At 70.1% G+C, this 26208-nt stretch carries 20 protein-coding genes and 4 pseudogenes; 11 read left to right on the top strand and 13 right to left on the bottom strand.

Going from position 1 to position 26208, the window contains the following annotated elements:
* The first annotated feature begins 115 nt into the window (after positions 1–115).
* The 3 genes from OG972_RS35425 (at position 116) to mltG (ending at position 3802) form a co-directional block, all read left to right on the top strand.
* Positions 116–1921, top strand: a complete 1806-nt coding sequence (locus tag OG972_RS35425) for an ABC transporter ATP-binding protein (protein ID WP_266988569.1) — start codon at positions 116–118, stop codon at positions 1919–1921.
* A 66-nt stretch (positions 1922–1987) separates the two neighbouring features.
* Positions 1988–2596, top strand: coding sequence for a hypothetical protein (locus OG972_RS35430; RefSeq protein ID WP_266988571.1), 609 nt, complete (start codon positions 1988–1990; stop codon positions 2594–2596).
* Between the two features lie 357 nt (positions 2597–2953).
* A complete protein-coding gene (gene mltG / locus OG972_RS35435) occupies positions 2954–3802 on the top strand; it encodes an endolytic transglycosylase MltG (RefSeq protein WP_266988573.1) in 849 nt (282 codons plus the stop codon).
* Between the two features lie 9 nt (positions 3803–3811).
* Here the strand turns inward: mltG and OG972_RS35440 are convergent, their stop codons facing one another.
* The 6 genes and pseudogenes from OG972_RS35440 to OG972_RS49625 all read right to left on the bottom strand — a co-directional run bounded on the left by OG972_RS35440 (position 3812) and on the right by OG972_RS49625 (position 7307).
* Complete coding sequence (locus OG972_RS35440; protein WP_266988575.1) at positions 3812–4939, bottom strand: NAD(P)-binding domain-containing protein; 1128 nt, start codon at positions 4937–4939, stop codon at positions 3812–3814.
* Positions 4940–4977: 38 nt separating this feature from the next.
* Positions 4978–6186 (bottom strand): LLM class flavin-dependent oxidoreductase, encoded by a 1209-nt coding sequence (locus tag OG972_RS35445; RefSeq protein WP_266990912.1) that lies wholly within the window; start codon positions 6184–6186, stop codon positions 4978–4980.
* 14 nt (positions 6187–6200) lie between these two features.
* A pseudogene (locus OG972_RS35450) lies at positions 6201–6412 on the bottom strand (ABC transporter substrate-binding protein); the annotation flags it as partial.
* Position 6413: 1 nt separating this feature from the next.
* Positions 6414–6769, bottom strand: a pseudogene (locus OG972_RS35455) (ATP-binding cassette domain-containing protein); the annotation flags it as partial.
* Positions 6763–7014: pseudogene (locus OG972_RS35460) on the bottom strand (ABC transporter permease); the annotation flags it as partial. The pseudogenes OG972_RS35460 and OG972_RS35455, both read right to left, overlap by 7 nt.
* Positions 7015–7223: 209 nt before the next feature.
* Positions 7224–7307 carry a putative leader peptide gene (locus OG972_RS49625; protein WP_353961654.1) on the bottom strand — a complete coding sequence of 28 codons (84 nt, stop codon included), beginning with the start codon at positions 7305–7307 and terminating at the stop codon, positions 7224–7226.
* Positions 7308–7399: 92 nt separating this feature from the next.
* Between OG972_RS49625 and OG972_RS35465 the strand changes: the two genes are divergently transcribed.
* Positions 7400–7825, top strand: coding sequence for a secondary thiamine-phosphate synthase enzyme YjbQ (locus tag OG972_RS35465; RefSeq protein WP_266988577.1), 426 nt, complete (start codon positions 7400–7402; stop codon positions 7823–7825).
* 631 nt (positions 7826–8456) lie between these two features.
* Here OG972_RS35465 and OG972_RS35470 read toward each other — a convergent pair.
* On the bottom strand, positions 8457–9677 hold the full coding sequence (locus tag OG972_RS35470) for a metallophosphoesterase (RefSeq protein WP_266988579.1): 1221 nt from the start codon (positions 9675–9677) through the stop codon (positions 8457–8459).
* On the opposite strand from OG972_RS35470, the gene OG972_RS35475 reads away from it, so the two are divergent.
* From OG972_RS35475 to OG972_RS35485, 3 genes and pseudogenes are all read left to right on the top strand, one after another.
* Entirely contained in the window at positions 9609–10046 is a 438-nt protein-coding gene (locus tag OG972_RS35475; protein WP_266988581.1) for a hypothetical protein, read from the top strand. The genes OG972_RS35470 and OG972_RS35475 overlap by 69 nt on opposite strands.
* Positions 10043–11053 (top strand): 4-hydroxy-2-oxovalerate aldolase, encoded by a 1011-nt coding sequence (gene dmpG / locus OG972_RS35480; RefSeq protein WP_266988583.1) that lies wholly within the window; start codon positions 10043–10045, stop codon positions 11051–11053. Before OG972_RS35475 ends, dmpG begins: the two co-directional genes overlap by 4 nt.
* 389 nt (positions 11054–11442) lie before the next feature.
* Positions 11443–11838 (top strand): annotated as a pseudogene (locus OG972_RS35485) (transposase); the annotation flags it as partial.
* Between the two features lie 15 nt (positions 11839–11853).
* Here the strand turns inward: OG972_RS35485 and OG972_RS35490 are convergent.
* Positions 11854–12042 carry a hypothetical protein gene (locus OG972_RS35490; protein ID WP_266988585.1) on the bottom strand — a complete coding sequence of 63 codons (189 nt, stop codon included), beginning with the start codon at positions 12040–12042 and terminating at the stop codon, positions 11854–11856.
* 506 nt (positions 12043–12548) lie between these two features.
* On the opposite strand from OG972_RS35490, the gene OG972_RS35495 reads away from it, so the two are divergent.
* The 3 genes from OG972_RS35495 (at position 12549) to OG972_RS35505 (ending at position 18837) form a co-directional block, all read left to right on the top strand.
* Complete coding sequence (locus tag OG972_RS35495; RefSeq protein WP_266988587.1) at positions 12549–14426, top strand: CocE/NonD family hydrolase; 1878 nt, start codon at positions 12549–12551, stop codon at positions 14424–14426.
* Positions 14427–15075: 649 nt separating this feature from the next.
* A complete protein-coding gene (locus OG972_RS35500) occupies positions 15076–17319 on the top strand; it encodes a serine/threonine-protein kinase (RefSeq protein ID WP_266988589.1) in 2244 nt (747 codons plus the stop codon).
* Positions 17320–17814: 495 nt separating this feature from the next.
* A complete protein-coding gene (locus tag OG972_RS35505; protein ID WP_266988591.1) occupies positions 17815–18837 on the top strand; it encodes a glycoside hydrolase family 3 N-terminal domain-containing protein in 1023 nt (340 codons plus the stop codon).
* A 469-nt stretch (positions 18838–19306) separates the two neighbouring features.
* On the opposite strand, the gene OG972_RS35510 is transcribed toward OG972_RS35505, so the two are convergent.
* Positions 19307–19867, bottom strand: a complete 561-nt coding sequence (locus OG972_RS35510; RefSeq protein WP_266988593.1) for a nucleoside-triphosphatase — start codon at positions 19865–19867, stop codon at positions 19307–19309.
* A gap of 110 nt (positions 19868–19977) precedes the next feature.
* Between OG972_RS35510 and OG972_RS35515 the strand changes: the two genes are divergently transcribed.
* On the top strand, positions 19978–20430 hold the full coding sequence (locus tag OG972_RS35515; RefSeq protein WP_266988595.1) for a YbhB/YbcL family Raf kinase inhibitor-like protein: 453 nt from the start codon (positions 19978–19980) through the stop codon (positions 20428–20430).
* A 141-nt stretch (positions 20431–20571) separates the two neighbouring features.
* Here the strand turns inward: OG972_RS35515 and OG972_RS35520 are convergent, their stop codons facing one another.
* The 4 genes from OG972_RS35520 to OG972_RS35535 all read right to left on the bottom strand — a co-directional run bounded on the left by OG972_RS35520 (position 20572) and on the right by OG972_RS35535 (position 26139).
* Positions 20572–20763, bottom strand: a complete 192-nt coding sequence (locus tag OG972_RS35520) for a hypothetical protein (protein ID WP_266988597.1) — start codon at positions 20761–20763, stop codon at positions 20572–20574.
* Positions 20764–20893: 130 nt separating this feature from the next.
* The gene (locus OG972_RS35525; RefSeq protein ID WP_266988599.1) at positions 20894–21991 is read right to left on the bottom strand and encodes a hypothetical protein; all 1098 of its coding nucleotides are present in this window, start codon (positions 21989–21991) and stop codon (positions 20894–20896) included.
* A 492-nt stretch (positions 21992–22483) separates the two neighbouring features.
* On the bottom strand, positions 22484–24046 hold the full coding sequence (locus OG972_RS35530) for a DUF4139 domain-containing protein (protein ID WP_266988601.1): 1563 nt from the start codon (positions 24044–24046) through the stop codon (positions 22484–22486).
* A gap of 8 nt (positions 24047–24054) precedes the next feature.
* Positions 24055–26139: a DUF4139 domain-containing protein gene (locus tag OG972_RS35535; protein ID WP_266988603.1), complete on the bottom strand. Its 2085-nt coding sequence runs from the start codon at positions 26137–26139 to the stop codon at positions 24055–24057.
* Between the last annotated feature and the right edge of the window lie 69 nt (positions 26140–26208).

Below are 26208 nucleotides of genomic sequence, written 5' to 3' on the forward strand. Positions count from 1 at the left end.
GGGAACAATATCAGGACGACGTTCATTGTGAGTATAGGTAACAATGAGCTATGCTCGCAAAGGTCGGACAGCCGCCTGCGGCCGTCTCCCTCCGTCACGCCTGCCGAAGGAGCCCATGAAACCCGACGAACCCACGTGGACACCCCCGCCCAGGGACGGCGCGCGGCCACCCGCCGAGCTGCGCCGCATCCTCCGCCTCTTCCACCCGTACCGCGGTCGGCTCGCGCTGGTCGGACTGCTCGTCGGCGCCTCGTCGCTGGTGTCGGTCGCCTCGCCGTTCCTGCTCCGCGAGATCCTCGACACGGCCATTCCCCAGGGGCGGACGGGACTGCTCTCGCTGCTCGCCCTCGGCATGATTCTCACCGCCGTGATGAACAGCGTCTTCGGCGTCCTGCAGACCCTGATCTCCACCACGGTCGGCCAGCGCGTCATGCATGACCTGCGCACGTCGGTCTACGCCCAGCTGCAGCGGATGCCGCTCGCCTTCTTCACGAAGACCCGTACCGGCGAGGTGCAGTCCCGTATCGCCAATGACATCGGCGGCATGCAGGCCACCGTCACCTCCACCGCCACCTCGCTGGTCTCCAACCTCACGGCGGTCATCGCCACCGTTGTCGCCATGCTGGCGCTCGACTGGCGGCTCACTCTCGTCTCGCTCCTCCTGCTGCCGGTCTTCGTCTGGATCAGCCGCCGGGTCGGCCGCGAGCGCAAGAAGATCACCACCCAGCGCCAGAAGCAGATGGCTGCCATGGCGGCCACGGTCACCGAGTCCCTCTCCGTGAGCGGCATCCTGCTCGGCCGGACGATGGGCCGCGCGGACTCCCTCACCCAGGGCTTCGCCGACGAGTCCGAGCGCCTGGTCGACCTCGAAGTGCGCTCCAGCATGGCCGGACGGTGGCGGATGTCGACGATCGGCATCGTCATGGCCGCCATGCCCGCCGTCATCTACTGGGCCGCGGGACTCGCCCTGCAGTCCGGCGGACCCGCTGTCTCCATCGGCACGCTCGTTGCCTTCGTCTCGCTCCAGCAGGGCCTCTTCCGGCCCGCCGTGAGCCTGCTCTCCACCGGGGTGCAGATGCAGACGTCCCTCGCACTCTTCCAGCGGATCTTCGAGTACCTCGACCTCAGGGTGGACATCACCGAATCCGAGTGGCCCGTCCGGCTGGAGAAGGTCCGCGGCGAGATCCGCTTCGAGGACGTGGACTTCAGTTACGACGAGAAGAGCGGCCCGACCCTCAGCGGTGTCGATGTCACCGTGCCGGCCGGCGGCAGCCTCGCCGTTGTCGGACCGACCGGTTCCGGCAAGTCCACGCTCAGCTACCTGGTGCCACGGCTGTACGACGTCACCGGCGGCCGGGTCACGCTCGACGGCGTCGACGTACGCGAACTGGACTTCGACACGCTCGCCCGGGCCGTCGGTGTGGTCTCTCAGGAGACGTACCTCTTCCATGCCTCCGTCGCCGAGAACCTGCGCTTCGCCAAGCCGGACGCGACGGACGCCGAGATCGAGGCGGCCGCCCGCGCGGCACAGATCCACGACCACATCGCCTCGCTGCCCGACGGCTACGACACCCTGGTCGGCGAGCGCGGCTACCGCTTCTCCGGCGGCGAGAAACAGCGACTGGCCATCGCCCGCACCATCCTGCGCGACCCGCCCGTCCTGATCCTCGACGAGGCGACCAGCGCCCTCGACACCCGTACCGAATTCGCCGTACAGGAGGCGATCGACGCACTGTCCGCAGGGCGCACCACGATCACCATCGCTCATCGCCTCTCCACCGTTCGTGACGCGGACCAGATCGTCGTCCTCGACGGCGGCCGGACCGCCGAGCGCGGCAGCCACGAGGAGCTGCTCCAACAGGACGGCCGCTATGCCGCGCTTGTCCGCCGGGACACCCAACTCGACCCAGTGACAAGCTGATCGGGACGCGGAGAAGTGAGCGCTGGAGGTGCGGGGCCGGTTCTCCGTCCGGCATGATCGCCGCCCATGAGAGCGCTGCTCGGGGTGGAACTCCCCGGATTCCGGCCCGTGGACCACGACACATGGGCGAACGACGACGGCGATGTGCTGTCGGTGCATTTCTTCGGACTGCCGCCGGACCTGCCGGCGGGTCTCGACGACGGCCCCACGCTGCGGGAGTCGCTCACCCACTACACCGCGCAGGCGGGCGGCGGCCTGATCGAGGCGTCGGTGAAGCGTCTGGGCGAGCTGCCCGCGCTGCGTCAGATACTCAAGCTGCCTCTGCCGGGGCAGCAGCACGGACAGGCGTTCATCGGAAGCTTCACCGTGCCGCGTGCCGGGTGCAGCACGGTGGTGAAGGTCCAGGCGGCCGAGCATGGCATGACAGGGATGCGGGAAGCGGTGGTGCTGGCGAAGGTGGGCCATGAACACTACTTCCGGCCCCACCCCTACGCTCCTGACGTCCAGGGCGGGCTGCCGTTCCACGCGGCGGACCACGAGCGGTGGGACGCCGAGTTCCCCGACCATCCCCTGACCCGGGTCCGCCGTACCCTCGGCGTGCTCGCGGAGGCGGTCACCGTGGTACCCGAGTTCGCCGCCCTCCCCGAGTTCACCGGGCCGGGGAGCCCAGGCTGAGACCGCACACGCGACGGCGCCGCCGCTCCCGTGGGACGGGGAGTGACGGCGCCGGGGCGGAACAGAGGTCAGACGAGCCAACCCACGAAGTGGACGAGGCCGGCAAGCAGGTTGGTCAAGACGTTCATCAGGTGTTTCTCCTCGTACATGGTGCATCTCTGGGACAGCGCAGTCGCGGTCTGCAGCCCGTTGCTTGCGCCCTGTAATCATCAGCTGTCGCAGATGAGTTGAGCAACGATCGGCCAAACGATCACGCGTTCCAGCGAACACCCGATCCCCTGTTCGTGTGTTCTGTCCTCGCGGTGTGGAGCCGTGTCGTCCGTCCGAGCCGCCCACGGCCCGGGATAGCGTGCCCGCATGGCGAACGAGTCCCCGACCACCCGTCCCCACCGCAGACTCCGCCCCACCCGTCGCGGCCGCCTGGTGCTGTTCCTCGGCATCGTCCTCGTCCTCGGTGTCGCCGCAGCCGTCCTCGTGCCGCTGCTGACCAGGGAAGCCAAAGTCGGCCCGGAACGTACTCTCGTCATCCCGGAAGGATGGCGGGCCTCCCAGGTGTACGCGGCAGTCGACAAGGCGCTCGATGTGGCACCCGGCACGGCCGAGAAGGCTGTCGGAGCGGCGGAGCTCGCACTGCCGGCCGAGGCGAAGGGCAACCCCGAGGGCTACCTCTTCCCGGCGACGTACCCGCTCGCCTCCGGCGCCACCCCGGCAGGCCTGCTGACCTACATGGTCGACACGGCAGGGCGGCGATTCGGTGGGGATCACATCGCCGCGGGGGCCCGTCGCAACAACGTCTCCGTCCACCGGACCGTGACGATCGCCAGCATGGTGCAGGCCGAGGCGGACACCACGGACGACATGGCCAAGGTCGCCCGGGTCATCTACAACCGGCTGGCCAAGGACATGCCGCTCCAGATGGACTCGACGCTCAACTACGCACTGAACCGCAGCACCTTGGACACCACCGTCGGCGACACCAGGATCGACAGCCCGTACAACAGCTACGAACGCAAAGGGCTGCCGCCCACCCCCATCGGCAACCCGGGGGAGCAGGCGATGGAAGCGGCGATCACGCCGACGCCGGGTCCCTGGCTGTACTTCGTGACGGTCGCACCCGGGGACACCCGGTTCACCGACAGCTATGCCGAGCAGCAGAAGAACGTCGAGGAGTTCAACCGCAACCGGCGCACCGCGAGCGGCAGCTGAAGGGCGATGTCACACCAGAGCGGCGGTGTGCTCACCCCCGCGGCCGACGACGTCGTCCTCATCGGCCTTCAGCAGCTGTCTGATGGCACGCACCGCCGCCCGCCCCGCCCGATTGGCGCCGATGGTGCTCGCCGACGGCCCGTACCCGACCAGATGGATCCGCGGGTCCCGTACGGCCTGCGTGCCTTCGACCTGGATGCCACCGCCGGGCTCGCGCAGCCGCAGCGGCGCGAGATGGTCGATGGCCGCGCGGAACCCGGTCGCCCAGAGGATCACATCGGCGTCCACCGTCCGCCCGTCGTCCCAGGCCACCCCGGTCGGAGTGATCCGGTCGAACATCGGCAGCCGGTCGAGCACCCCCTCCTCCCGGGCGCGCCGCACGGCGTCGGTGACCGGCAGCCCGGTCACGCTCACCACGCTCTGCGGCGGCAGTCCCCGTCGTACGCGCTCCTCCACCATGGCGACGGCGGCCCGCCCCTGGTCCTCGCCGAACGGCCCCTCCCGGAAGACCGGAGACCGGCGCGTCACCCAGAAGGTGTCCGCCGCGACCTCGGCGATCTCGATCAGATGCTGCGTGCCGGAGGCGCCGCCGCCGACCACGACCACTCGCTGTCCGGCGAACTCCTGGGGCCCCGGATAGTTCGCGGTGTGCAGTTGACGCCCCCGGAAGGTCTCCTGGCCCGGGTAGCGCGGCCAGAACGGCCGGTCCCAGGTGCCGGTGGCATTGATCAGGGCGCGCGTGGCATACGTACCCTCGGAGGTCTCGACGAGCAACCTCCCGCCGTCGCCATCGCGCACCGCACTCACGTCCACGGGCCGGTGGACCCTCAGGTCGAAGGTGTGCTCGTACGTGTCGAAGTACTCGCCGATCACTTCGGACGACGGGCGGCTGTCGTCGGCGCCGGACAGTTCCATGCCGGGCAGCGCGTGCATGCCGTGGACCTTGCCGTACGTCAGTGAGGGCCACCGGAACTGCCAGGCGCCGCCCGGATGGGGCGCGTGGTCGAGCACGACGAAGTCGCGGTCGGGCTCCAGACCTGCGCGGCGCAGATGATAGGCGCCGGACAGACCAGCCTGTCCGGCGCCGATCACGACCACGTCCACTTCGCGTGCTGCCCCGACCCCAAAGTTGTTCACGCTTCTACCAACGACTTCGGGCTCAGGGATCTTCCCGGTCAGCGGCCCCCGGCGATCAGCAGGGGCGCCCCGCCCGGAGCGGACGCCGGGCGCCCGTTCGCGGCAGGAATCCCCAGCATCGGCGATGCCGGAACGGTCGACAGCAGACCGCGCGCCGCCAGCTCCGGTGTCACGCCCTCGCCGAACCAGTACGCCTCCTCCAGATGCGGGTAGCCGGAGAGCACGAAGTGGTCCACGCCCAGCGCGTGATACTCCTCGATCCGGTCCGCGACATCCGCATGGCTGCCGACCAGCGCCGTGCCCGCGCCGCCTCGCACCAGACCGACGCCCGCCCACAGGTTGGGCGCGATCTCCAGCCGGTCGCGCGAGCCGCCGTGCAGGGCCAGCATCCGCTGCTGCCCCACCGACTCGCTCCGTCCCAGTGCCTGCTGCGCCGCGGCGATCGTCTCGGGATCGAGATCGCCCAGCAGCCGGTCCGCGGTCGCCCACGCCTCCTTCGCCGAGTCGCGCGAGATGGTGTGCAGCCGGATCCCGAACCGGACCGTACGGCCCTGTTCCTCCGCGAGCCCGCGGATCCAGTCGATCTTCTCCTTCACGGCGGCCGGCGGCTCGCCCCAGGTCAGATAGACATCGGCGTGCGCGGCGGCCACGGGCCCGGCCGCCGCTGACGACCCGCCGAAGAAGATCTCCGGCAGCGGGTCCGGCGGCAGCGCCGTCAGACCGCCCTCCACCTGGTAGTGCTCACCGTCGAAGTCGTACGGCTGCCCACGCCACGCGCCCCGCACCACCGAAAGGAACTCGGCGGTCCGTGCATAGCGCCGGTCGTGATCCAGATGGTCACCGAACCGCCGCTGCTCGGTGGAGTCGCCGCCCGTCACCACATTGAGCAGCAGCCGCCCCCGGGTGATCCGCTGATACGTGGCGGCCATCTGCGCGGCCAGTACCGGCGAGATCACCCCCGGCCGGAACGCCACCAGGAACTTCAGCCGCTCGGTGTGCTGCGCCAGCGCCACCGTCGTCAGCCAGGCGTCCTCGCACCACGTACCCGTCGGCGTCAGTACCGCCTCGAAGCCGAGCTGTTCGGCTGCCTTGGCGATCTGCGCCAGATACTCGATGTCCGGCGCCCGCACCCCGCTCACCGGCGTGACGCGGTCCCGCTTGATCCCGCCGTCGGTGTACGCGTGCCGGTCGACGAGCGTGCGGCCGTCACCGCCCGTGGGCAGGAACCAGTGCAGATGAACAGTCATGACGAGGCCTTTCCTTACGAGCGGGGGTTGCCGAGGACGCGGGCAGATCGCGGTTGAACCGGGTGTCGGCGAAGTCCTTGAAGGCGAAGCGGCGCGGAATGAGCTTCGGATCGGCGAACGTGTCGGCGATCTCCTGCTCCGACGTGATGGCCGCCGGATCGATGGCGACGGGCACCCGCGTCCCGTAACTGCGCTTCACCGCGTCCAACGCCACGGCGTACGGCAGTATGCGTGACGAGCAGCACCGCGCAGCCGCGCCGCTGCCAGGGCTCGGCGACCAGCTGCTGCGCCTTGATCCGGGTCAGCGCGTCGAGCGCACCGAACAGCTCGTCGAGCAGCGGCAGATCGGGTTCGCGCGCCAGAGCCCGAGCCCGACCTCTTCCAACGCCCGTTCGGCCACCGCCCGTTCGGGCTTGCCCGGCAACCCGAGCAGTACATTGCGCCAGACCCGCTTCCACGGCATCAGCCGATTCGCCTGGAAGGCAACAGCGCGCCGTTTGGGCACCAGTACCGTGCCCGTGATGTCGCGGTCGAGCCCGGCCGGCACGCGTAGCAGAGTCGACTTCCCGCAGCCGCTCCGGCCCGGGCGATGGTTCCGGGCGACGAGAGCACATCGGGATGCAGGACACCGGTCGCACTGAGCACCTGCCGCAGCACGAGAAGCAGCAACGGGCCGATGGTGCGCCGTAGTGTACGGGGTACGGACCGCAGTCGTGAGCCGCGGGCGGACGTCGGCGCGACGGGCTCGAGTTCGACTTCCCGGTATGAATCGGCTGTATTGATTTCCCCTGATACATCCGGCGGGGCGAGGGCATGGCCAAGGGGCATGAAAGCTCCACGAGCAGTCCACGGACGGGGAGAAGGCACGGCTCGACAGCCCGGCACCCGGACGGCGGACCCGTTACGGCACGGGAGCTACGACAGGGGAAGGGCGCGGCGGCGTTCGACGAGGCGCCTTACGGCAACAGAGCGGTGCGCGAGTCAGGTGCGGGACAAGGGAACCCTCGGCCACCTGCGGAATACGTGCTGAAGGAACGTCAGCAGCCGTGACAACACACGGCAGAGGCCACCCGCAGCAGGTCGATGTGACCGCGCGAAGTGAGCAGAGCTGAACGGAACATGTCGCCGAACGTAGCGACGCACCCCGGAACCGGTCAATGCTGTCTCGGCACGTGGACGCGCCATCTCGTGTCACGAGCGAGAAGATGGGGGCATGCCCGATGCCTTCATCACCAGCGTTCTGCACATCACGACCGGTGCCGCCGAGACGGTCACCGACCTGACGGACGACTGCGTACGGTTCCTCACCCGCGCTGCCGTCGGCCGGGACGGCCTACTCAACATTTTCGTGCCCCATGCCACCGCCGGAATCGCCATCCTGGAAACCGGAGCGGGCAGCGACGACGACCTCCTCGCCACCCTCCACACATTGCTACCCGCGGACGACCGCTATCAGCACCGCCACGGCAGCCCCGGCCACGGTCGCGACCACGTCCTGCCGGCCCTCATCGCACCGCACGCCACATTGCCGGTGATCGGCGGACGGCTGGAACTGGGTACGTGGCAGTCGGTGTGCCTGGTCGACACGAACAGGAGCAACACCAACCGTAACGTCCGGTTGAGCTTCCTCGGTCAGTGAGTCGCCTTGGTGGCACTGTAGGGGGGAAGCCCGGCCTCGCCAACTGAGTGATGCGCACAGTTGTCCGCCGGCCCGCGGGTAACTGGGCTTCGCCCCACCTCAGGCGCAGGGAAAAATCCCTTCCGCGTCGTCCACCTGTTCCCTATGACGCACCACGTGGAGTGCGTCGCGATCCTGGAGCCGGCCGCGAAGGGCCTCTGACCTGCAGGTTCGAGTGGTGTATGTTATGTGCGCTATGGGCGTTGCGGGCGATATCTTGACGCTGAAATGACGCTCTACGAGGCATCGTGAGGCTCATTTGACGCTCGTTCTGATGGTCCATCAGGTGCATTGTGCCGCTGGTCAGGAGGTCTCCTGGCTACGCAGGTGTGGCAAGTTGCCGGGAATTTTGTGGTGACAAGCGGTCCCACTCAGCCACATGCCCGTAGTACCAGTAGGTTCTTCGTCTGCTGGTGGTACAGGCGTCACGCGTCGCTGACCTGTGTAAAACGTGGCCACGTATGGCTCGTTGGAGCCGTCGGCCCGGGAATGGTCCGGATCTTGTCCTCAGCGAGACGGGCCTGGTCATCTGTCGACGCCGCATCCCTCGGCTCGTGGACTGCTCCCAGCGGATGTGTCGGCCCGTCGAGTGCTACATCGAGGTGGGCAGGTGCGGGGAGCGGAGCACTAGCAGGGTGATCTCGCTGGGGGCGAAGACGCGGAACGGCGGGCCCCAGAAGCCGGTGCCGCGGCTGGTGTAGAGGAGGGTGCGGGGGCCGTGGTGGCTGAGGCCGGCGAGGGCGGGCTGGTCGATGCGGACCAGGTGGTGGAAGGGCCAGATCTGGCCGCCGTGGGTGTGGCCGGAGAGCTGGAGGTCGATGCCGTCGGCTGCCGCCCGGTCGATGAACTTGGGCTGGTGTGCCAAGAGCAGGACGGGTAGGTCGGGGTCGGCGCCGTTCAAGGCTCCGGCGAGGTGGGCGCGGTGGCCTGTCAGGCCGGAGGACTCGGCGGTGACGTCATCCACGCCGGCGACCACGAGGGTGTCGCCTCCGCGTTCGAGCAGCAGATGGCGGTTGCGCAGAGGCTCCCAGCCCAGCTCGTCCATCAGGTCGACCCAGCCCTGGGCCTCGCTGTAGTACTCGTGGTTGCCGGTGACGTATACACGGGCCCGGGTGGCCCGCACGGTTCCGAGTGGAGTGGCCTGGGCGCGGCGGCGTTCGGCCGTGCCGTCCGCGATGTCACCGGTGTGGCAGACCAGGTCGGCTTCCAGGGTGTTCACCGTCTCGCATACCTGTGCCGACCAGCGAGTGCGATCGAGGGGGCCGTAGTGGGTGTCGGTGATGAGGACGACGCGGGTGCCGTCCAACCCGGCACCCAGCCGTGGGAGTTGCACGTCGAGTCGGCGCACGCGTGGCACGCGGCGGGCTTCGGCGTACCCCCAGGCGAGTAGTGCGGCGGTTATGCCGAGGACGGCCCAAGTGACAATTCGAGCCCGGTCCTGACTCTCGTCGACGCCGGCCACGGTCAGGACGAGCCGCAATGGGACGCCGAGCAGAATGGACCAGGTGAACAGAACCCAACTGGTGCCCAGCAGGGTGTCACCGACGATCGCCGCCCGGTCCTGCTGGCGCCGGCCGTGGCCGCGCACCATCGCGAGCGGCATACCGACGAGGCCGAGGGCGAACAGGGCGGTGCCGGCGAGCGTGACGGGCAGCGGCCAGTGTTGGCCGCTGTGCAGGAGCACCCAGCAGGGCACGGCCCACAGCAGGACGGGGGCGATCAGGGGGATGTAGCGCATCAGGCGGTGCAGTCGGCTCTGCCGCGGCGCTTGCGCTTCACTGTCGGCGGGTCGGGTGTCGCTGGTGTCGGTCACGCTTCCCCTCACAAACCAGGCTGCCGTCCCGCGCACTGTATCCGGTCGCCCTCGGGCCGGCCGGACCGGCGTTCATGGGCGCGGATCACCGAGTCGGTTCGCAAGATGGTCGCCGAGGTCTCGGCATACGTCCCGGGCTACCGGATGGTCCAGGACATTCAGATCACCGAGATCCCGGCCGACCAGCCGGTCGAGACGCTCCTGGCCGAGGGTGCGACCGCACGGCCGACCCACCAGGTGTCGGTCTTCCTCAGGGTCGGGGGCGCGGGCATGTACCTCCCGGCGTATGCCGGAAACCTCGACATCATGACCTCGGCCGCGGTGCAGATGGCCGAGAAGATCGCCGCCGCGAAGGAGGCCACGAAGTGAGCACCCCGATCTTTGTACAGGACGTCACCCTCCGTGACGGAATGCGCGCCGTCAGGCACCGCATCACGCCCGAGGACGTCAAGCGCATCGTCGTGGCCCTGGAGGAGGCCGGCGTCGACGCGATCGAGGTCGCGCACGGTGACGGCCTCGCCGGCGGCTCGCTCAACTACGGCCCGGGCTCGAACACCGACTGGGAGTGGATCGAGGCCGCCGCCTCGGTCCTGAAGAACGCCCGTCTCACCACTCTGCTACTGCCGGGTGTGGGCACCATCCACGAGCTGAAGCACGCCTACGACCTCGGCGTTCGCTCAGTGCGGGTGGCCACCCACTGCACCAAGGCCGACATCTCCGCGCAACACATCGCCGCCGCCCGTGAGCTGGGCATGGACGTCTCCGGCTTCCTGATGCTCTCCCACATGGCCGAGCCCGAACAGCTCGCGAAGCAAGCCAAGTTGATGGAGTCCTATGGCGCCCAGTGCGTCTACGTCACCGACTCCGGCGGCCGACTGACGATGAACGATGTCGCCGCCCGGGTGCGCGCCTACCGCGACGTCCTCGACCCGGCGACCGAGATCGGCATCCACGCCCACGAGAACCTCTCGCTCTCCGTTGCCAACTCGGTGGTCGCGGTCGAGAACGGCGTCTACCGCGTCGACGCCTCGCTCGCGGGACACGGAGCGGGCGCGGGCAACTGCCCCATCGAGGCCTTCGTCGCCGTCGCGAACCTGTCGGGCTTCAAGCACAACTGCGACCTGTTCAGACTGCAGGACGCCGCCGATGATATCGTCCGCCCCCTGCAGGACCGCCCGGTCCGGGTCGACCGCGAGACCCTCACGCTGGGCTACGCGGGTGTCTATTCCAGCTTCCTGCGGCACGCGGAGACCGCCGCGCAGCGGTACGAAGTCGACGTGCGCGACATCCTGATGGAATGCGGTCGGCGACGACTGGTCGGCGGCCAGGAGGACATGATCGTCGACATCGCCCTCGGCCTGGCGGCCGGCCGCTGAGGTCTGCGACGGTCGGTCGGTTCACGGTCGACTCCGTCGCCGTGAACCGACCGACCGGGAACGGGAGTCGCCGCGCCGCAGGGACACCTTCCCGGTGCCATGGGCGGGATCCGGACATCGGCATACCGCCCGACCACGACCTGCGCAGCCTGCTGGACACACCTCTCCCCGAAAAAGGGTGGAAGCAGCCTACGCGGGAAATGTGTAGCAGCAGAGGATGGCGGCGAGACGGTCCGTTCGACGACCCATCTGCGGCGTCCCAATCGCTCGCTCGACTCGATTCCTTTGCGGGCGATGCGGACTCCGATGCGCTTGCCGCGGAGTCATTTGCGCAGGTCGGCCCGGGCATAGGCTTTGTCAACGGGCAGCAGGCCCCCTGTATCCCCACCATCCTGAGCATGCCCGGTCTCGGCCCCGTCCTGGGAGCCGAGTTCATCGCCCTCACCGGCGGCGACATGGGCGTCTTCGGCAGCCCCGACCGCCTCGCCGGCGTTTCGGGACTGGCACCCGTCCCGAAAGACTCAGGACGGATCAGCGACAACATGCGCCGACCTCGCCGCTACTGCCGCCCGCTGATGCAGGTCTTCTACATGTCCGCCCAGGTCGCTGCCCAGCACTGCCCCGTCTCAAAGGCGTTCTACGAACGCAAGAGGGCCGAGAGAAAGACCCACAAGCAAGCTGTCATCGCCCTCGCGCGCCGCCGCCTGAACGTCCTGTGGGCGCTCCTCCGCGACGGTCGCCCCTTCGAGAGCAGTTCACCCACCCGTGCTGCCCGCCTTGGATGAGGTGACCACACCCAGTCACGAGCCAAGTTTGACAACCACATGGGGAATCAGTAGGAGCATCTCGTCGATGAAGCCCTCCACCCGCTTCAGCACGCTCACCCTGGGCGGAGACGATTTTCGCACCGGCGGTACCGGATGGTTCAGGGCCTTGACGACCGTCTTGCGCAACACCCGGTAGCGCCGCGCCGGCGTCCGCTGCGCCACCGTCGGATCCAGTCGGCGGTTCCGGGCGGATCCGCCCGAAGATCCATTCACGCGACCTGTATACGAAAAGGTCTCCTGATGCGACCTTGATCAACGTACACAGCGTGACCGGCCGAACGGTCCAAGACCTCGATGACGCCGAAAGCGGAATGTCGCACACCGTCAAACTCGGGACAGCCAATCTCGTTGCCCAATCCGCTGTCGCTGTCAAGGACGATGACGGCGCCCACAGCAGCCGGCACTCCCACCGTTGTCACAAACAACTGCCCCTAGCGAAAACAGACTTGTCCCCATCGCATCACTAACACAGCGGATACACAGCACCGTTGACGCGTTTCACTGCTGACCTTAGGCTCGCTCACCATTGGTTCCGGCCAGGGTTCGCACAGACGGTCCCGTTCCTGACGTACGTGCGACCGTCCGTCGTCGCTTCGGCTACGGCGGGCTGGGGCTGCCGCTCTGCCGGAACCGCCGCTCCACTCCGTACCGACGACTCTGGAGAGCATGTGAACAGACGTCGCGCGCCCGGCTGGGCCGCCTCGGCACTCGTCACCACTCTGGCGCTGACCGGTGCACTCGCCGGCCCTGCCGTCGCGTCACCGACCGCCACTTCCGCTCGGACCCCGACCACCGCGGTCGCCACCGCGACCGACGGCATCACGCACGAGCAGAACGACCGTGTCCCGGAGGGCTCGGTCTGGACCCAGCACTACTTCCCGTCCTCGGACGGCTCCGGTACCGAACTGCACGGCGACCTACTGATGCCCGAGGGCGTGTCTGCCGGGCAGAAGGTGCCGGTCATCCTCTCCATCGGCCCGTACTTCGGACACATGGGCCAGACGGGCCCCGAGGGCTGGACCCACACGGGTCCCTCGAACCGTTTCCAGGACTTCATCGAGGGCAGCGACCTCTTCGCCCACGGGTACGCGTTCCTCATGGTCGACCTGCGCGGCTTCGGCGGCTCGACGGGCTGCCTCGACTGGGGCGGTCCCGGCGAGCAGGCCGACGTAAAGGCCGCGATCAACTGGGCCGCGAGCCAGCCGTGGTCGACCGGCGCGGTGGGCATGTACGGCAAGTCCTACGACGCCGTCACCGGCCTCATCGGCAACGACCTGAAGCAGTCCGCGCTGAAGGCCGTCGTTGCCCAGGAGCCCCTCTGGGACATGTACCAGTACATCTACTCCAACGGTGTCCCCCGCCCGAATGTGACCGGAACCGCCAATGCCTACAACGGCATTGCCACGCTGGCCCCGCTGTCGGACGACGACGCGCACTACCAGGCCAACGCCCGGTACGAGAACTCCCACCCCCAGTGCCTGACCGAGAACTCGGCCGGCTACCGGATTTCAGACCAGAACGACCCGTTCTGGACCTCCCGTGACCTGGCCAAGATGGCTCAGGGCACCAACACGCCGCTCTTCGTCACCCAGGGCTTCATCGAGAACAACACCAAGCCCGAGGAGATGCAGGAGTACCTCACCAACCACACCGGCCCGGAGCGCGGTTGGGTCGGACAGTGGGACCATGTGCGTGGTGGAGACCGGGTGAGGGACGGCCGCCTGGCTATGGGCCGCGAGGGCTGGTACGACGAGACGCTGTCCTTCTACGACCAGTACATCAAGGGAGTTGAGCCCGCGGTCGACTACCCGACGTACTCCGTCGAGGACTCCACCGGTCACTGGCGGGCCCAGGACACCTGGCCGGTGGTGGAGCGCAACGTCACCCTCCCACTGGGGAACGGCAGCTACCTCGACGACGGCGGCGCCTCCGCCCGCGCCGCCCTGGCCGCAGCCGGCGCGCCGGCGCCCAAGGCGGTCCAGCCGTCGGGCAACTGGGACATGGAGAACGCCCCGGCGACCGAGCAGCCGGCGCCCAAGGGTCTGGCCAAGGGGATCGCGAAGAGGCAGCAGGCCGGTGAGGTCGGCTCCAGCTTCTTCGTCTGGTCACAGCCGCTCACCCAGGACGTGCGGCTGACCGCCACGCCGAACATCTCGCTGACCGCGAAGGGCGAGGGCAACGTCATGCTCAAGCTCTACGACGTCGGCCCGGACGGCAAGGCCGTGATGTTCAACGAGCAAGTCTCCCTGCTGAAGAAGGGCCGGATGAGCGTCGACCTCAAGGCGACCGACTGGACGCTGGCGGCCGGGCATGTCCTGGCCGTGGAGATCGGCTCGATCCGGACCGGGTCGTGGCGTGACACCCCGTCGGGCCGGACCATCGACATCTCGGGCGCCGTGCTGAGGCTGTCCCTGGACGACCCGTTCGACGACGTGGCCACCCAGGGCGACCGCTCACCGTACCTGGACACCTACCTGCGCCAGTACACCGCGGACCTGCCGGCCGGTCCGGCGTCCATCACCGTGACGCCCGGCGGCCACATCTGATCCCACGCCCACAGGCCGGCGCCGGCGGCACGGCTCCCGGACTCGCTCCGGAGCGCCGTCCGGCGCCGGCCCAGGCACCAGGGGTTGCCGAGTACCAGCGCTTCTCACGGACATCGAAAAAAGGGGCGGGTGGGGCCCGCGGCTGCCGGAGGTGGGTCGAGTGAGGGCCACGGGGGCACGTTCGGTCACCGACGCGCAGTTGCGCATCATGGTGGAACGGCACGGTGAGGGCGTCGCGGTCAACGTGGCTGCCAACCCCGGCACATCGCCCGGTCTCCTGGAGGACCTGACCCGGTGGCTGTCCCTTGGCCGGAAGCTCCTGCGAGTTGTCGCGCGGCATCCCCCGGCCCCGGCCGGGGCCCTGGAGGCCGGTGTCGACGACCAGCGGGCGCACCCTCTGGCCGCCCGGCATCCGAATCTGCCCGCGCGGACGATCGTCAGGCTTCTGGCCGTGCGGTGTTCCACGACACGACGAAGCCCCGCCATGCTCTTGGCGGGGCTTCGTCGTGTGCGGCACGGGAGCAGCCCTGGGCTCCCTGTTCGTCACCCGCTTTGCTCTGCCGTACTGCCCTGCGGCTAGTTTGTGTGCAGGACAGGTACGCAGGCCCGTGGGGGCAGGGGTGCACGGGGTGACGGGAGGTCGGGAAGAGTGTTGCTGCGCGGAGGTGATCCAGCCGAGATCGGCGGTTATCCGCTTGAGGCGCGGCTCGGCTCGGGTGGCATGGGCACGGTCTTTCTGGCCCGTACGAGTTCGGGGCGGCCTGTCGCGATCAAACTGATCCACCAGCAGTTCGCGGGGGACGACGAGTTCCGCATCCGTTTCCGGCAGGAGGTGGCGGCGGCGAGGCGGGTGAGCGGCGCGTTCACCGCCGCCGTGGTCGACGCTGCCCCTGAGGCCGAGCAGCCGTGGATGGCGACGACCTATATCGAGGGGCACACGCTCGCCCAGCGCATCGCCACGAAGGGCCCGCTGAACGGAGCGGAGCTGAGGAGGCTTGCCATCGGGCTGGCGGAGGCGCTGCGCGACATCCACCGGGTGGGGGTCGTCCACCGTGACCTGAAGCCCTCGAACGTCGTGCTCTCGCCCGAGGGCCCGCGCGTGATCGACTTCGGCATTTCGCGCGCCGTGGACCAGCAGACGCTGACGATGACAGGGCGGGTCATCGGTACGCCGCCCTTCATGTCGCCGGAGCAGTTGCAGGCGCCGCGTGGTGTGGGGCCGCGGTCCGATGTCTTCTCGCTGGGGACGCTGCTGGTGTACGCAGCGACGGGCCACGGGCCCTTCGACGCGGACAGCCCATACATGACGGCGTATCAGGTGGTGCACGAGGAGCCGTCGCTGGGTGCCGTGCCGGTGGCCTTGCGCGCGGTCGTTGAGTCGTGCCTGGACAAGGAGCCCAAGGGGCGCCCCTCGGCGGACGAACTCCTGGTGCTGCTGCGGGACCTGCCGGCCGACCTCGGCGGGACCGACGTGAACGGGGCCGGCGCGGGCCGCACCCGTGACGTGATCACCCAGCATCACTTCGCGACGCGGGCCACCCCGGCGCCGACTGCCCCGACCACCGCCCCGGCCGGTCCCGATACAGGGAGCACTGGCACCCCCATCGGCCGCCGTCTGCGTCGCCGATGGCGTCCTGTGCTCGCGGCCGCGGTCGCGGTGGCAGCGATCGGCGGGGGAGCCGCCGCGCTGAAGGCGGGCGGCTTTGGGGAGAACAGCGGCGGCGACAAGGGCAACAGCGTTGCGGCGCCGGGTGCCGCACTTCCGGACGGCTTCGAGCCGTGGCGCAAGACCGTGGAGGGCGGTCGCGAGGACATCCCCGACGAACTGCGTTGCGTCGCGCGCGGCGATGCGCTGTTCTGCGGGGGCGGCGGTGTTGTCGCGACCCGTATCAGGGCCCTGGACGGCTCGCGGGTGTGGACGGCGAAGAGCCCGGGCGTCCCCGTCCAGGGCATGCACTTGGTGGGCGCCACCGACGACACGGTGCTCGGTTACCGCTTCGCCGCCCAGGACGCCCCGCAGGACCCTCCCACCGAGGTGGTGGCCATCGACGCGAATAATGGCCGGGAGCTGTGGTCTGTGCCGTCCGGCGCCCAGTCGACGGCCGTCACGGGTCGGACTCAGGACGCCATAGTGGTCGGCTCCGCCGTCGTGACGGTCGACGCTTCCAACTCCCGCTTCGAGGCCCGGGACGCGCACAGCGGTAAGGTCACCTGGACGACGTCGTTCCCCGCGGGTACGCAGTGCGCTCCCGTCCCGGTGGGCCCACAGCTCTTCGCGATGTGCGCGACGTATGCGGAGGTGGATGCCTCAGAGGTGCGCCACCCCACCCTGTACACGGTCGACCGCGCCTCGGGGACGCTGGGCAGGCCCATCGCGGTCAACGGTCCCGCCGTGCCGATAGGCGTCGCCAACGGCAGGCTCGTACTCCTTCAGGAGCACAGGGAGGGAACGGCGCTGGCCGGCTACGACGGGGTGGCGCGGGTCGACCCGGCCTCGCGGAAGGTCACGTACTCCCGACTGGCCAAGACATACGCGGGGACGCCCGGCATGGCGGACGGCACCGTCTACGTGAGCGGGCAGACCGGTCTCGTCACGGCGCTCGACCCCGCGACCGGCCGGAAGAAGTGGTCGCGGCAGACAAGCGTGGAGGGTGCATCGGGTCCCGTTGCGGGAGCCGACGCGCTGTATTTCAGCTCGGCCACCGGCCGGGTGGTCGCGCTGTCGCCGTACGACGGCAAACCCCTGTGGACAACAGATCCGCAGGCCGATGGTTTGACGGGCGAGCAGGGCGCAAGCCCGCGCGTGACCGTTGCGGGGCGTGCGGTGATCGTGGCCGCGGCCAAGAACACCCTCTTCGCCTTCGACGCGCAGAACCCGCCGAAGTCGGGCTGACCGGGGCGGCACCGGACGCCGGCCGCTTTCCTTGCCGTGCGGACACCTCAGCGGCTCACTCGGTCGCCTACGCAGCCGGGCTCCACTCCGTCAAGGGGCGAACAAATGCCCAATAACGTAGCGTGTGATGGACGCAGCAAGCCGGGCTCGCCGTGACGGAAGCGGCTGCGCAGCGCGTGGTACTCCCGGCTCGTCCAGGCCGGGAGAAGAAGCATGACAATACGAGTCCGGCAGCAGCCCAGCCGCCGCTGCACAGCTCTGCGCACCGGGGTCCCGCTGGTCGCTCTGGCGCTCGCCGTCACAGGCTGCGGTGCATCGGTCCCGCCCGGGGCAATAGCCGACTCCCCCCGATCCCTCGCTGCCAGCCATGGCACACGAGGCCCGGGTGCCGCCAGTGCACTTCCGAGCCGTACCAGCACTGATGCTGCCCCGGCACCCGCGAGTACCACCCCGTCGGCACCTGCCGCCACCTGTACCGACCGATACCTGTCCGGCATGACCACTGCTCAACGGGCCGGACAGCTTTTCATGGGGGGAATCTCAGCGGCCCACCCCGATCAAGCTCAGCTGCGCACTCTACGCGACAACCATGTGGGGTCAGTCATGCTGACCGGCCGCAGCGCCGCCGGTACGACGGCGACCAGAAAGCTCGTCGACGGTTTCCGAGGCCAAGCGGATCGGATCGCCGACCGGCGGGTCGGCCTCCTGGTCGCGACCGATCAGGAGGGCGGCCGGGTGCAGGTGCTCAACGGCCCCGGCTTCTCGGCCATGCCCAGCGGCCTGACCCAGGGCAGCTGGCCGACCGCGACGCTGCGTACTCAGGCCGCCGGATGGGCCAAGCAGCTCAAGGCTGCCGGGGTCAACCTGAACCTGGCACCGGTCGCCGACGTGGTTCCGGCCGCTCTGGGCACCCGCAACATCCCCATCGGTTCCTTCCAGCGCGAGTACGGCCATACCGCGGACACCGTGACCTCCCACACCGGCGCCTTCGCCGCCGGCTTCGCGCAGTCGGGCGTGATGACCTCGCTCAAGCACTTTCCCGGGCTGGGCCAGGTGATCGGCAACACCGACACCACCGCCAACGTCGTGGACTCGGTGACGACCGTCGGCAGTTCCAGCCTCACGCCGTTCCGGGCCGGGATCCGGGCCGGGTCACCTTTCGTGATGGTCTCGTCGGCCACCTACACCAAGATCGACCCCAAGCACCTGGCGGCCTTCTCACCGACGGTCATCGATCACCTGCTGCGCAGCCAACTCGGCTTCAAGGGAGTGGTCATCTCGGATGACCTCGGGAACGCGGTCGCGGTACGGTCCTTCAGCCCTGCCCAGCGGGCCGTGAACTTCATCGCGGCCGGCGGAGACATGATCCTCACGGTGCGGCCGAGCACCGTACCCGCGATGACACAGGCCATCCAGACCCGGATGCGGCAGGACGCTTCGTTCCGGGCCAAGGTCAACGACAGCGTGCGGCGGATACTCGATGCCAAGCGCAACGCGGGCCTGCTCGACTGCCGCTGAGGCCTTGAAGCAACAGCACGGTGCGAAGCGCTGTGTGCATCCACCCGGGATCAATGGCCACGCCCACAGTGCGTTCCATGGGAGCGAAGGACTCCTCGCGCAGGGTCCCCATGTGGAAGGCGACCCCTTATGCCCAGACGGGAACTCCGGTTCCGGATCCATCCGGGCCGCGAACCGCGACGGCAGGCCGGACACGTCCGTCTGGTGTCCGTTCTCGGCCGAAGTGCCACATGTGAATTTTCCACCTGGTTGCTGTGCCCAGGCTTCAGCCCGGGACCTGCGAGTGAACGCCTGGAGCCAGAGGGTGGCTTGATGGCGGTTGAGCCCACGGAGACCGATTGGCGCATTCAGGAAGCCGTTGCGGATTGGACAGTTTTTGGTGGTGGGCGCCGCCGGTTGCACCGACCGGGCGACTTCCTATTCTGTCGCCCCGACTCTGCTTTCGGCAGGTCGGAGGTGGGCCGGTCTCTCATCCGTGAGAGGGAGGCCTTCCGTGCGGCCGGGGCTGCTGCAGCCGGGCCGCGAGCTCACCCGGCAGGACGTCCCGGTTTGCCGGAGTGAGCTGGACGACCTCGATGTCGGCGCGCCGCTTGAGGGCGTCGGTGAACGGATCGCGGTGCGTGTGGACCGTGGCGACGACGTCGACCTCTGCGACGAACAGCGCGTCGACCGCGTGCCGGAACGCCGTGCACGCAAGTTCCATCCGCCCCAGCTCGTCGATGAGCACCAGCCGCCCTGTTGCCTCCTCCGTTGCTGCCGACCGAAGCGACGGCAGCGCCAGTCGTTCCAGGACGCCCAGGTCGACGCCGTATTTCCCTACCCGTGGCGGACCGGGCAGGTCGACATGGGCGAGCACCTCCCGCCGGCCTGTCAGGGTCTCCAGGGCGAAACCGACGCGGGCGCCGGATTGCCGGATCTCCTCCGTGGTGAAGCCGGTGGCCGCGTGGGTGGGCAGCAGCGCGGCGAGCCGACGGAGGGCGGTCGTCTTGCCCGCGCCAGGGCGGCCCGCGAGCAGAATCCTTGTCGGCACACTGCCATCTTCACCCCCGCTTCCGGAGGCGGGCCGGGTGGGCTCGGCCGAACGGGGGTTTTGGGGTGGGGACCGGTGCCGGTGCCGCCGTTGCGGGTATGGCGGCGGGCATGAGCGGAATTGAACTCAGCAGCACCGCGTTCGACGACAAAACGGTGATCCCCCGTCGGTACAGCGGGGAGGGTGAGAACATCTCACCGCCCCTGACCTGGTCGGGGGTGCCCCACGAGGCCACGGAGCTGGTGCTCCTGTGCGAGGACCCGGACGCGCCGGGGACGACCTTCCTGCACTGGCTGGTGACCGGCATCGATCCGGGGACCACCGGGGCGGCGGAGGGCCAGAAGCCCCACGGGGGCCTGCCGTGGCCCAACGGCTTCGGCCGCGTGGGCTGGGGAGGGCCGATGCCTCCACCGGGGCACGGGCCGCACCGCTACTTCTTCCGCCTGTACGCCCTGTCCGAGCCGCTGCCGCTGCACGACCACCCGGGCGCCGAGGACGTGCACCGTGCACTGAAGGGCAGGGAGCTGGCCTCCGGCACCCTGGTCGGGACCTATCAGCGCTGAGCGCGTCACCGCTGGTCGTAGCCATGGGCGCCGTACAGCCGGACGAACCGGGCCCCTGTGACCGTCCTGCGCTGCACCAGGCCGCGGGCCCGCCGCTCGTACTTACTCGTTGCGGTGCCGGTGAGCGGGGTCCGGTTCCGGTCAGGCGCAGCCCGGGCAGTCGAAGCCCTTGGTCTGGTTGAGGTTGAGCAGCGTCAGCACCGCACGGCGGACCGTCGTCCGTTCCAGGGAGTGCCGTAGCGGGTTGGCCGCCGCCGGCACGCCTACCGCCCAGGTCTTGGGCGGGGTGATCGAGACGTCCGTCTCCTCCGCGCCGCTCCTGCTCCTGTCCATGTGTCCCATCCGCTGCTCATCCGCCGCGCTGCCGCTCCGGCCCGGTGTCGGCACGTCCCGCGCGCGGCGCGGTCCGGGGCGGTCGCGCGCAAGGGGCGACCCGTGATCCGGGAGGCGCAGGGCGCCGGCGTCAGGACGGGGTCCCCGGGTCGGTGTACCGCAGCAGGGCGCCCACGCCCTCGTACAGCCTCAGCTCGCTCTCCGGTACGACGACCAGCTCGGCACCGGTGCCGACGAGGGCCCGGACGAGGGCCTCGTCGGCGCGTTCCTCGCGCGGGGCCCGCACGCCGAAGGACATCAGCTCCGCCTCGGTCAGGGCGAGATGGGTGGGCTGGGAGCCCGTCCAGAGCCGCAGCGAAGACCCTGGCGGCCGGTTCAGCAGCAGTGCCGCGACCTGGCCGCGCTGGAGGGCGGCGACGGTGGCGGCCAGCCCCTCCGTCATGGGTCCGTCCAGGGCACGCCGGCCAATGAAGATGTCCACGAGTTTCCGGTCGTGCGCGGCCATGCGGCCGCGGAAGACGCCATCGAGCTGCGGCTCCAACAGGGCGCGTCCGGTGTCGGTGGGGGTCCGGCCGCCCACGCGTACGACCTTGTCCCGCAGGGTGTGTGGCAGGCGGCGGATCAGTACGTTGCACGCCCACTCGTCCCCGCCCACGACGACGGCGTCGGCGTGGGCGCGCCGCGCACGTTCGTCCAGCCGGTGGCCGAGCCGTAGGCAGGTGCGGTGCCAGGTCGCCACCGCGACTCTGCGGTGCAGCCGCTCACCCGGGGTGACGGTGGATGCCGGCCAGGTGCCGGTCTCCGCCTCCAGAGTTACCCAGCCGTGGGTCTCGGCGGTCGGAAGGCCGCCGTAGTGGACGACTACGGCCATGTAGGGGATCTCCGGAACATGCTGGGTGACCAGGGGCATCGCGTCCGGCAGGGTGCTGTAGCGCGCGGAGTCGTGCTCGGGCGGCCTGGGTAGCTCCCCGTCCAGGACGAGCGTGCCGTGGGCGGCGAAGATGGCCTGACCGTGCGCCCCCGGCACCTCGGTGTCGGCGCCGACCACTTCCTCCAGCACGTGCAGCAGTGCCCGGTCCGAGCCCTGACGGGAGAGACTCTCGCGCAGCCGCCGCCAGCGCAGCGCGATCGCCCGCTCGGGATGCTCGACGTCTCGGGAGGTGTCCAGGTACACAGAGGCGAACGGGCCCGGCTCCGCGTAGAGGGGATCAAGGAACGACAACCTCATCGCCACTCCTCGTCGATGGTCTCCCCTCCTTTCATGATGCGCGCCCCGGGAGGCGATGGAGTTCGACGAGCGGCAAAGCGGTACGGAACGCGGGGCGGTCGGGCTCCGGCCGGCGGCAACCGGCCCATCGTGAGCATGGTGGCGGCGACCGGGCCGTCCAGCACCGCCAAGTCGCGGGCCGGGACAGCAGGCCGCTGAGCAGCCGGGCTCCGTAGCCGAGGGTGGAACCAGGTCAGGCCGGACAGGCCGGTGGAAGGCTGTTCGACCCACCTCGGTCGACAGCTGTGGCAGATCTTGTCGTCGAAGGCGAAGACGGACTCGCCGTGCCCGTTGTGACCAGGCCCCTCTGGTGCCCGTCCGGAGGCGGCCACGTGCAGGCCACGGACCCCGGGGTGCGCAGCACCTTCGGGTGTGCGAGACGGCCCCCGACAGGCTCTGAGGGGGGAGCCGAGATCACGCCTGCACCTGCAGGCGTGCAGCGGACCACCGAACTCAGAGCCCGGTGACTTTGGCGCTCGCCGACAGCTCGTAGACCAGGGTCACCGTGCGGCGGCTGCCGGGCGGGAGGGTGACGTCCCAGCGGGCGATGCCCTCGGCGTCGACCACGTCGGGCGCCGGGGAGCATGAATCCTTGTGCAGGCGTATCTCCACTGCCGAGACCTCCGAGACCGGGATCCGCTCCCGAAGGACGACCACCCGCTCGCCGTGCTCCCCGGGGGCGGAGAACCGGGACAGGTGCAGCCGGACCGTGCGGGTGACCACGGTCCGCTGGGTGATACCGGCGGAGTCGCGGGACTCTTCGGCATGCCGGACCACCCTGTAGTCGTCGCAGCTGCCGAAGGCCAGCTCGACGGGGGCGCCGGGGGCAGTGAAGCCCAGCGTGCCGCGGCCGCTGAATGCGCTGCCGCGGACCAGGTCCACGGGCCCGGCGAGCAGCGCGTGGCCGGACAGGTTGTCGAACCGCACCACCTGGGTGACCAGGGGGGACAACTCCGGTGAGCAGGCGTACTCACTGGCCGCGGCCGTGGTGAATGCGGAGAGCAGCACTCGGTGGGCGCGGCCGTCACCGGGCACCGAGACCGGCGCGGGGGGTCTCAACACCCGCGCCTCGCCACCGTCGTCCACTCCCGGCAGGCCGAGCACCGGAGCCGGGCCGAGGGCCCCGATCTCCTCCTCGCGCAGTTCGACGTCGACCGTGCGGCGCTCCGCTGCGGAGCGGTCCTTGAGTGTCAGCCGGTCCTCGCCCAGCCGTGGCGGATCGGTGGCCAGCGCCGAGCGGGCCGTCGACAATGTCAGCCGTACGTCCGACCAGTCCTCACCGGTGCGCTGCCAGACCATCGCGTCGGTCTCCAGTGTCAGGGAGTCCCCGTCGAGCACGGCCCGGTAGGCGGGCCGCCACAGCGCACAGGGGGTGAGGTGGCTCAGGCGCAGCCCGACCGGCCCGGCGACCGTGGTCTCCACGGTCAACTCGATGTGGCCGACCAGCTCGGCGGGCTCCTCCTCGGAGAGATGCATGGCCCGCTGGGCTTCCCCGAGTTCGACAGCGAGGGCGGCCAGCCGGGCCTCCACGGCGCGGAGTTGCTCGCCGTGCGCGTCGCGCTCGTCGTCCACCCGGTCCAGTTCGCGGGCCCAGCGAGGCCGTTCGGTCTCCCCGGAGCCGGCGCCTTCGCCGATCTCCCGCAGCAGATCGGCGGCGAGGCGGCCGAGCAGGTCAAGGCGGGCATGCAGCCGGTCGCGTCGCTGCCCCAGGGCCAGCCGCTCCTCTTCGAGGGTGTGTACGCGGTGGCGCAGGGCGGAGTCGTCGTCGGTGGACGGCAGCGGCCCGCGCGGCGTCCAGCTGCGGACGATCCGCACGTCGAGCACGGTCGCGGGGTGATCGGCGGTCAGCTCGGCATGGAGGGTCCGGTCGACGGCCAGCGCACTGACCGGCCCGAGACGCAGCCGCTGGACCCCGGCCTCCAGGTCGAGCACGACGGCGCGTTCGATGTGGGCGCGATCCTCAAGGCACGTGACGGCGGTGACGGGGAGGGCGATCGGCTTCGGGGCCGTGGACATGGCGTGTGTCAGCTCCTGCGGTTGCCGCCGACCAGGGCCTTGCCGGTCGGGATGCGGATCTCGTAGCCGCCGTCGAGGGCGGCAGTGGCGCCTGCGGGCAGGTCCAGTCGCCAGACGCGGGTGCCCGGAGCATGTCGATCGGGCCCCGTGCCTTCCTCGGGTGCCGTCCAGTCGGCCCGTTCCTCGATCCGGACGTCCGGGTCGGAGCTGACCGGCACCCGCTCGCGGACTTCCACGGTCACGGGCCTCGCGAGCCGGTTGGCCAGCTCCACGTGGACGCGGTGGTCGAGCACGGTGGTGTTGTTGCGCAGGCCGGAGGTCGACTCGTGCAGGTTCGTACGGTGGGTGACCCGGATGCCCTCGGCCGGCCCGAGCCCCACCCGGCGGACACCGCCGGGGGCAAGCGTGGGCAGTGCGGCGGTCAGGAGGAAGTCGTCGTCGACGGTGACCTCCACCGGGCCGGCCAGCAGTGCCTGGTCGGTGGCGTTGGAGAGCACCAACGTCGCGTACACGGTCTGCTCCACGGACGGCACGCAGAGGTACTCGGTCCGCAGGCCGACCGGGATCTCGCCGATGGTGACGGTGTGCCAGGTGCCGTCCGACGGAATGTCGGCGCGGGCGGTGGCATCGAAGCGGTGGTCGAAGGAACCCGCCGACTCGCGGGGCCGCACGGCCTGTCCGGGCAACGGCAGCGCGGCCACCGCTTCGGCGCGGCGGCGGTACTCGGCCGCCACCGGGTCGAAGGGAGAGTCGGGAAACAGCCGGCCTCTGCGACCCCCCTGCTCGTCGGGGCCGCACAGCACAAGGGCGGCATAGTCGAGCTCGGCGCCGCTCGGTTGCGGCGGACCGGCTACCGGCGCGGGAGGGGGTGGCGGCGCAGCCCGGCCCGGAGCCGCGGGCGCCATGGCGGCGGGGGCACCCGCGAAGGACCTGCCGCCGGTACGCGGCCTGTCGCCCGGTCGCGACCCGGCCGGCTGCGCGAGGGCGGGCATCCCGTCGCCGAAGACTTCCGGGGGAGCGCCGTCTGCGCCGCCGGGCACCGGGACTGCGGCCGGCGAACCGCCGTACCTCTGCGGTGCCGGCGGCGGGGGAGGCGGTGATGGCGGAACGGGACCGGGTGCGGAGCCGGCCCCGACAGCCGCGGATGCGGCGGTCGTGGCTGGGCCAGGGCCTGCCGCGTCGTACCCGGAGAACAGGTCGACGAGCCCGGCCGGGGGCTCGCGCCAGCCAGAAGGCGCGGGGGCGGGCTGACTGCGTCCGATCCGGATCGAGCTGAGCCTCGGCAGGTCGGTGCGGCGCCGAAGATCGGCGGTGGCCAAGGCGATGCGCACGCCGGTCCAGTCCTCGCCGGTCCGCTGGGCGACCGAGGCGCGCAGCACCAGACGGCCGCTGCCGTCGCCCTGACGGTGAGTGAGACGGTAGGTCGGCACCCAGACGGCGCCCGGCACCCCGTATTCCAGCTCCAGCTCCAGCTCCACCTCCGGCTCACCGGTGCCCTCGAGGGTCAGGACCGCGCAGACCGTGGTCTCCACCTGCGTTGACGGCGCGTCGGTGGAGGCGCGGGCGAGCCTGTCGGCGGCGACGGTGAGCTCGTGCTCGACGTTGTGCAGTGCCTCCTCCAGCTCGACGAGGCGGTTGTGCAGTCCCGTCAGCCGCTCGTCGACGAAGTCGGCGAGCTCCAGCCACGCGTCGACCGGGGCGCGGCGGTGCGGGTCCTCGCGCCTGCGGGCGGGTGGGACCGGGTGGAGAGCCCTGACCTCCTCGATCAGGCTCAGCTGTCGGTCCCGGCGTCCCTGCGCCGCCGCGCACTCGTCGCTCAACCGCTCGACCTCGTGCCGCAACTCGTCGGGCGTGCCCGTGCCGAGCAGCTCGGCCTCGACTTCCAACCGGACCTCGGTGACGCGCACCCCGGGGGCACCCAGGACACGGGCCCGTAGCGAACCCGGGTCCAGCGAGCGGGGCAGTCCCGTCACCCGCACCCGGCCGTCAGGCGACACGCTGCCCCGGGCCAGGCGTCGGCAGACCGCGCCCTGCGCGTACACCACGACCGAATCGAGGGTCGATCCCCACCTCTGTGTCGACTCAGCCGTCATGTGCTCCGCCCCCCGCCGCATCCATGCTGAGCGAAGCCTACGCCCGGGCGGTCTGCGCGTCCGCGTCGA

It is taken from the genome of Streptomyces sp. NBC_01669, from assembly GCF_026339735.1.
In the GTDB taxonomy this organism is placed as follows: domain Bacteria; phylum Actinomycetota; class Actinomycetes; order Streptomycetales; family Streptomycetaceae; genus Streptomyces; species Streptomyces yanii.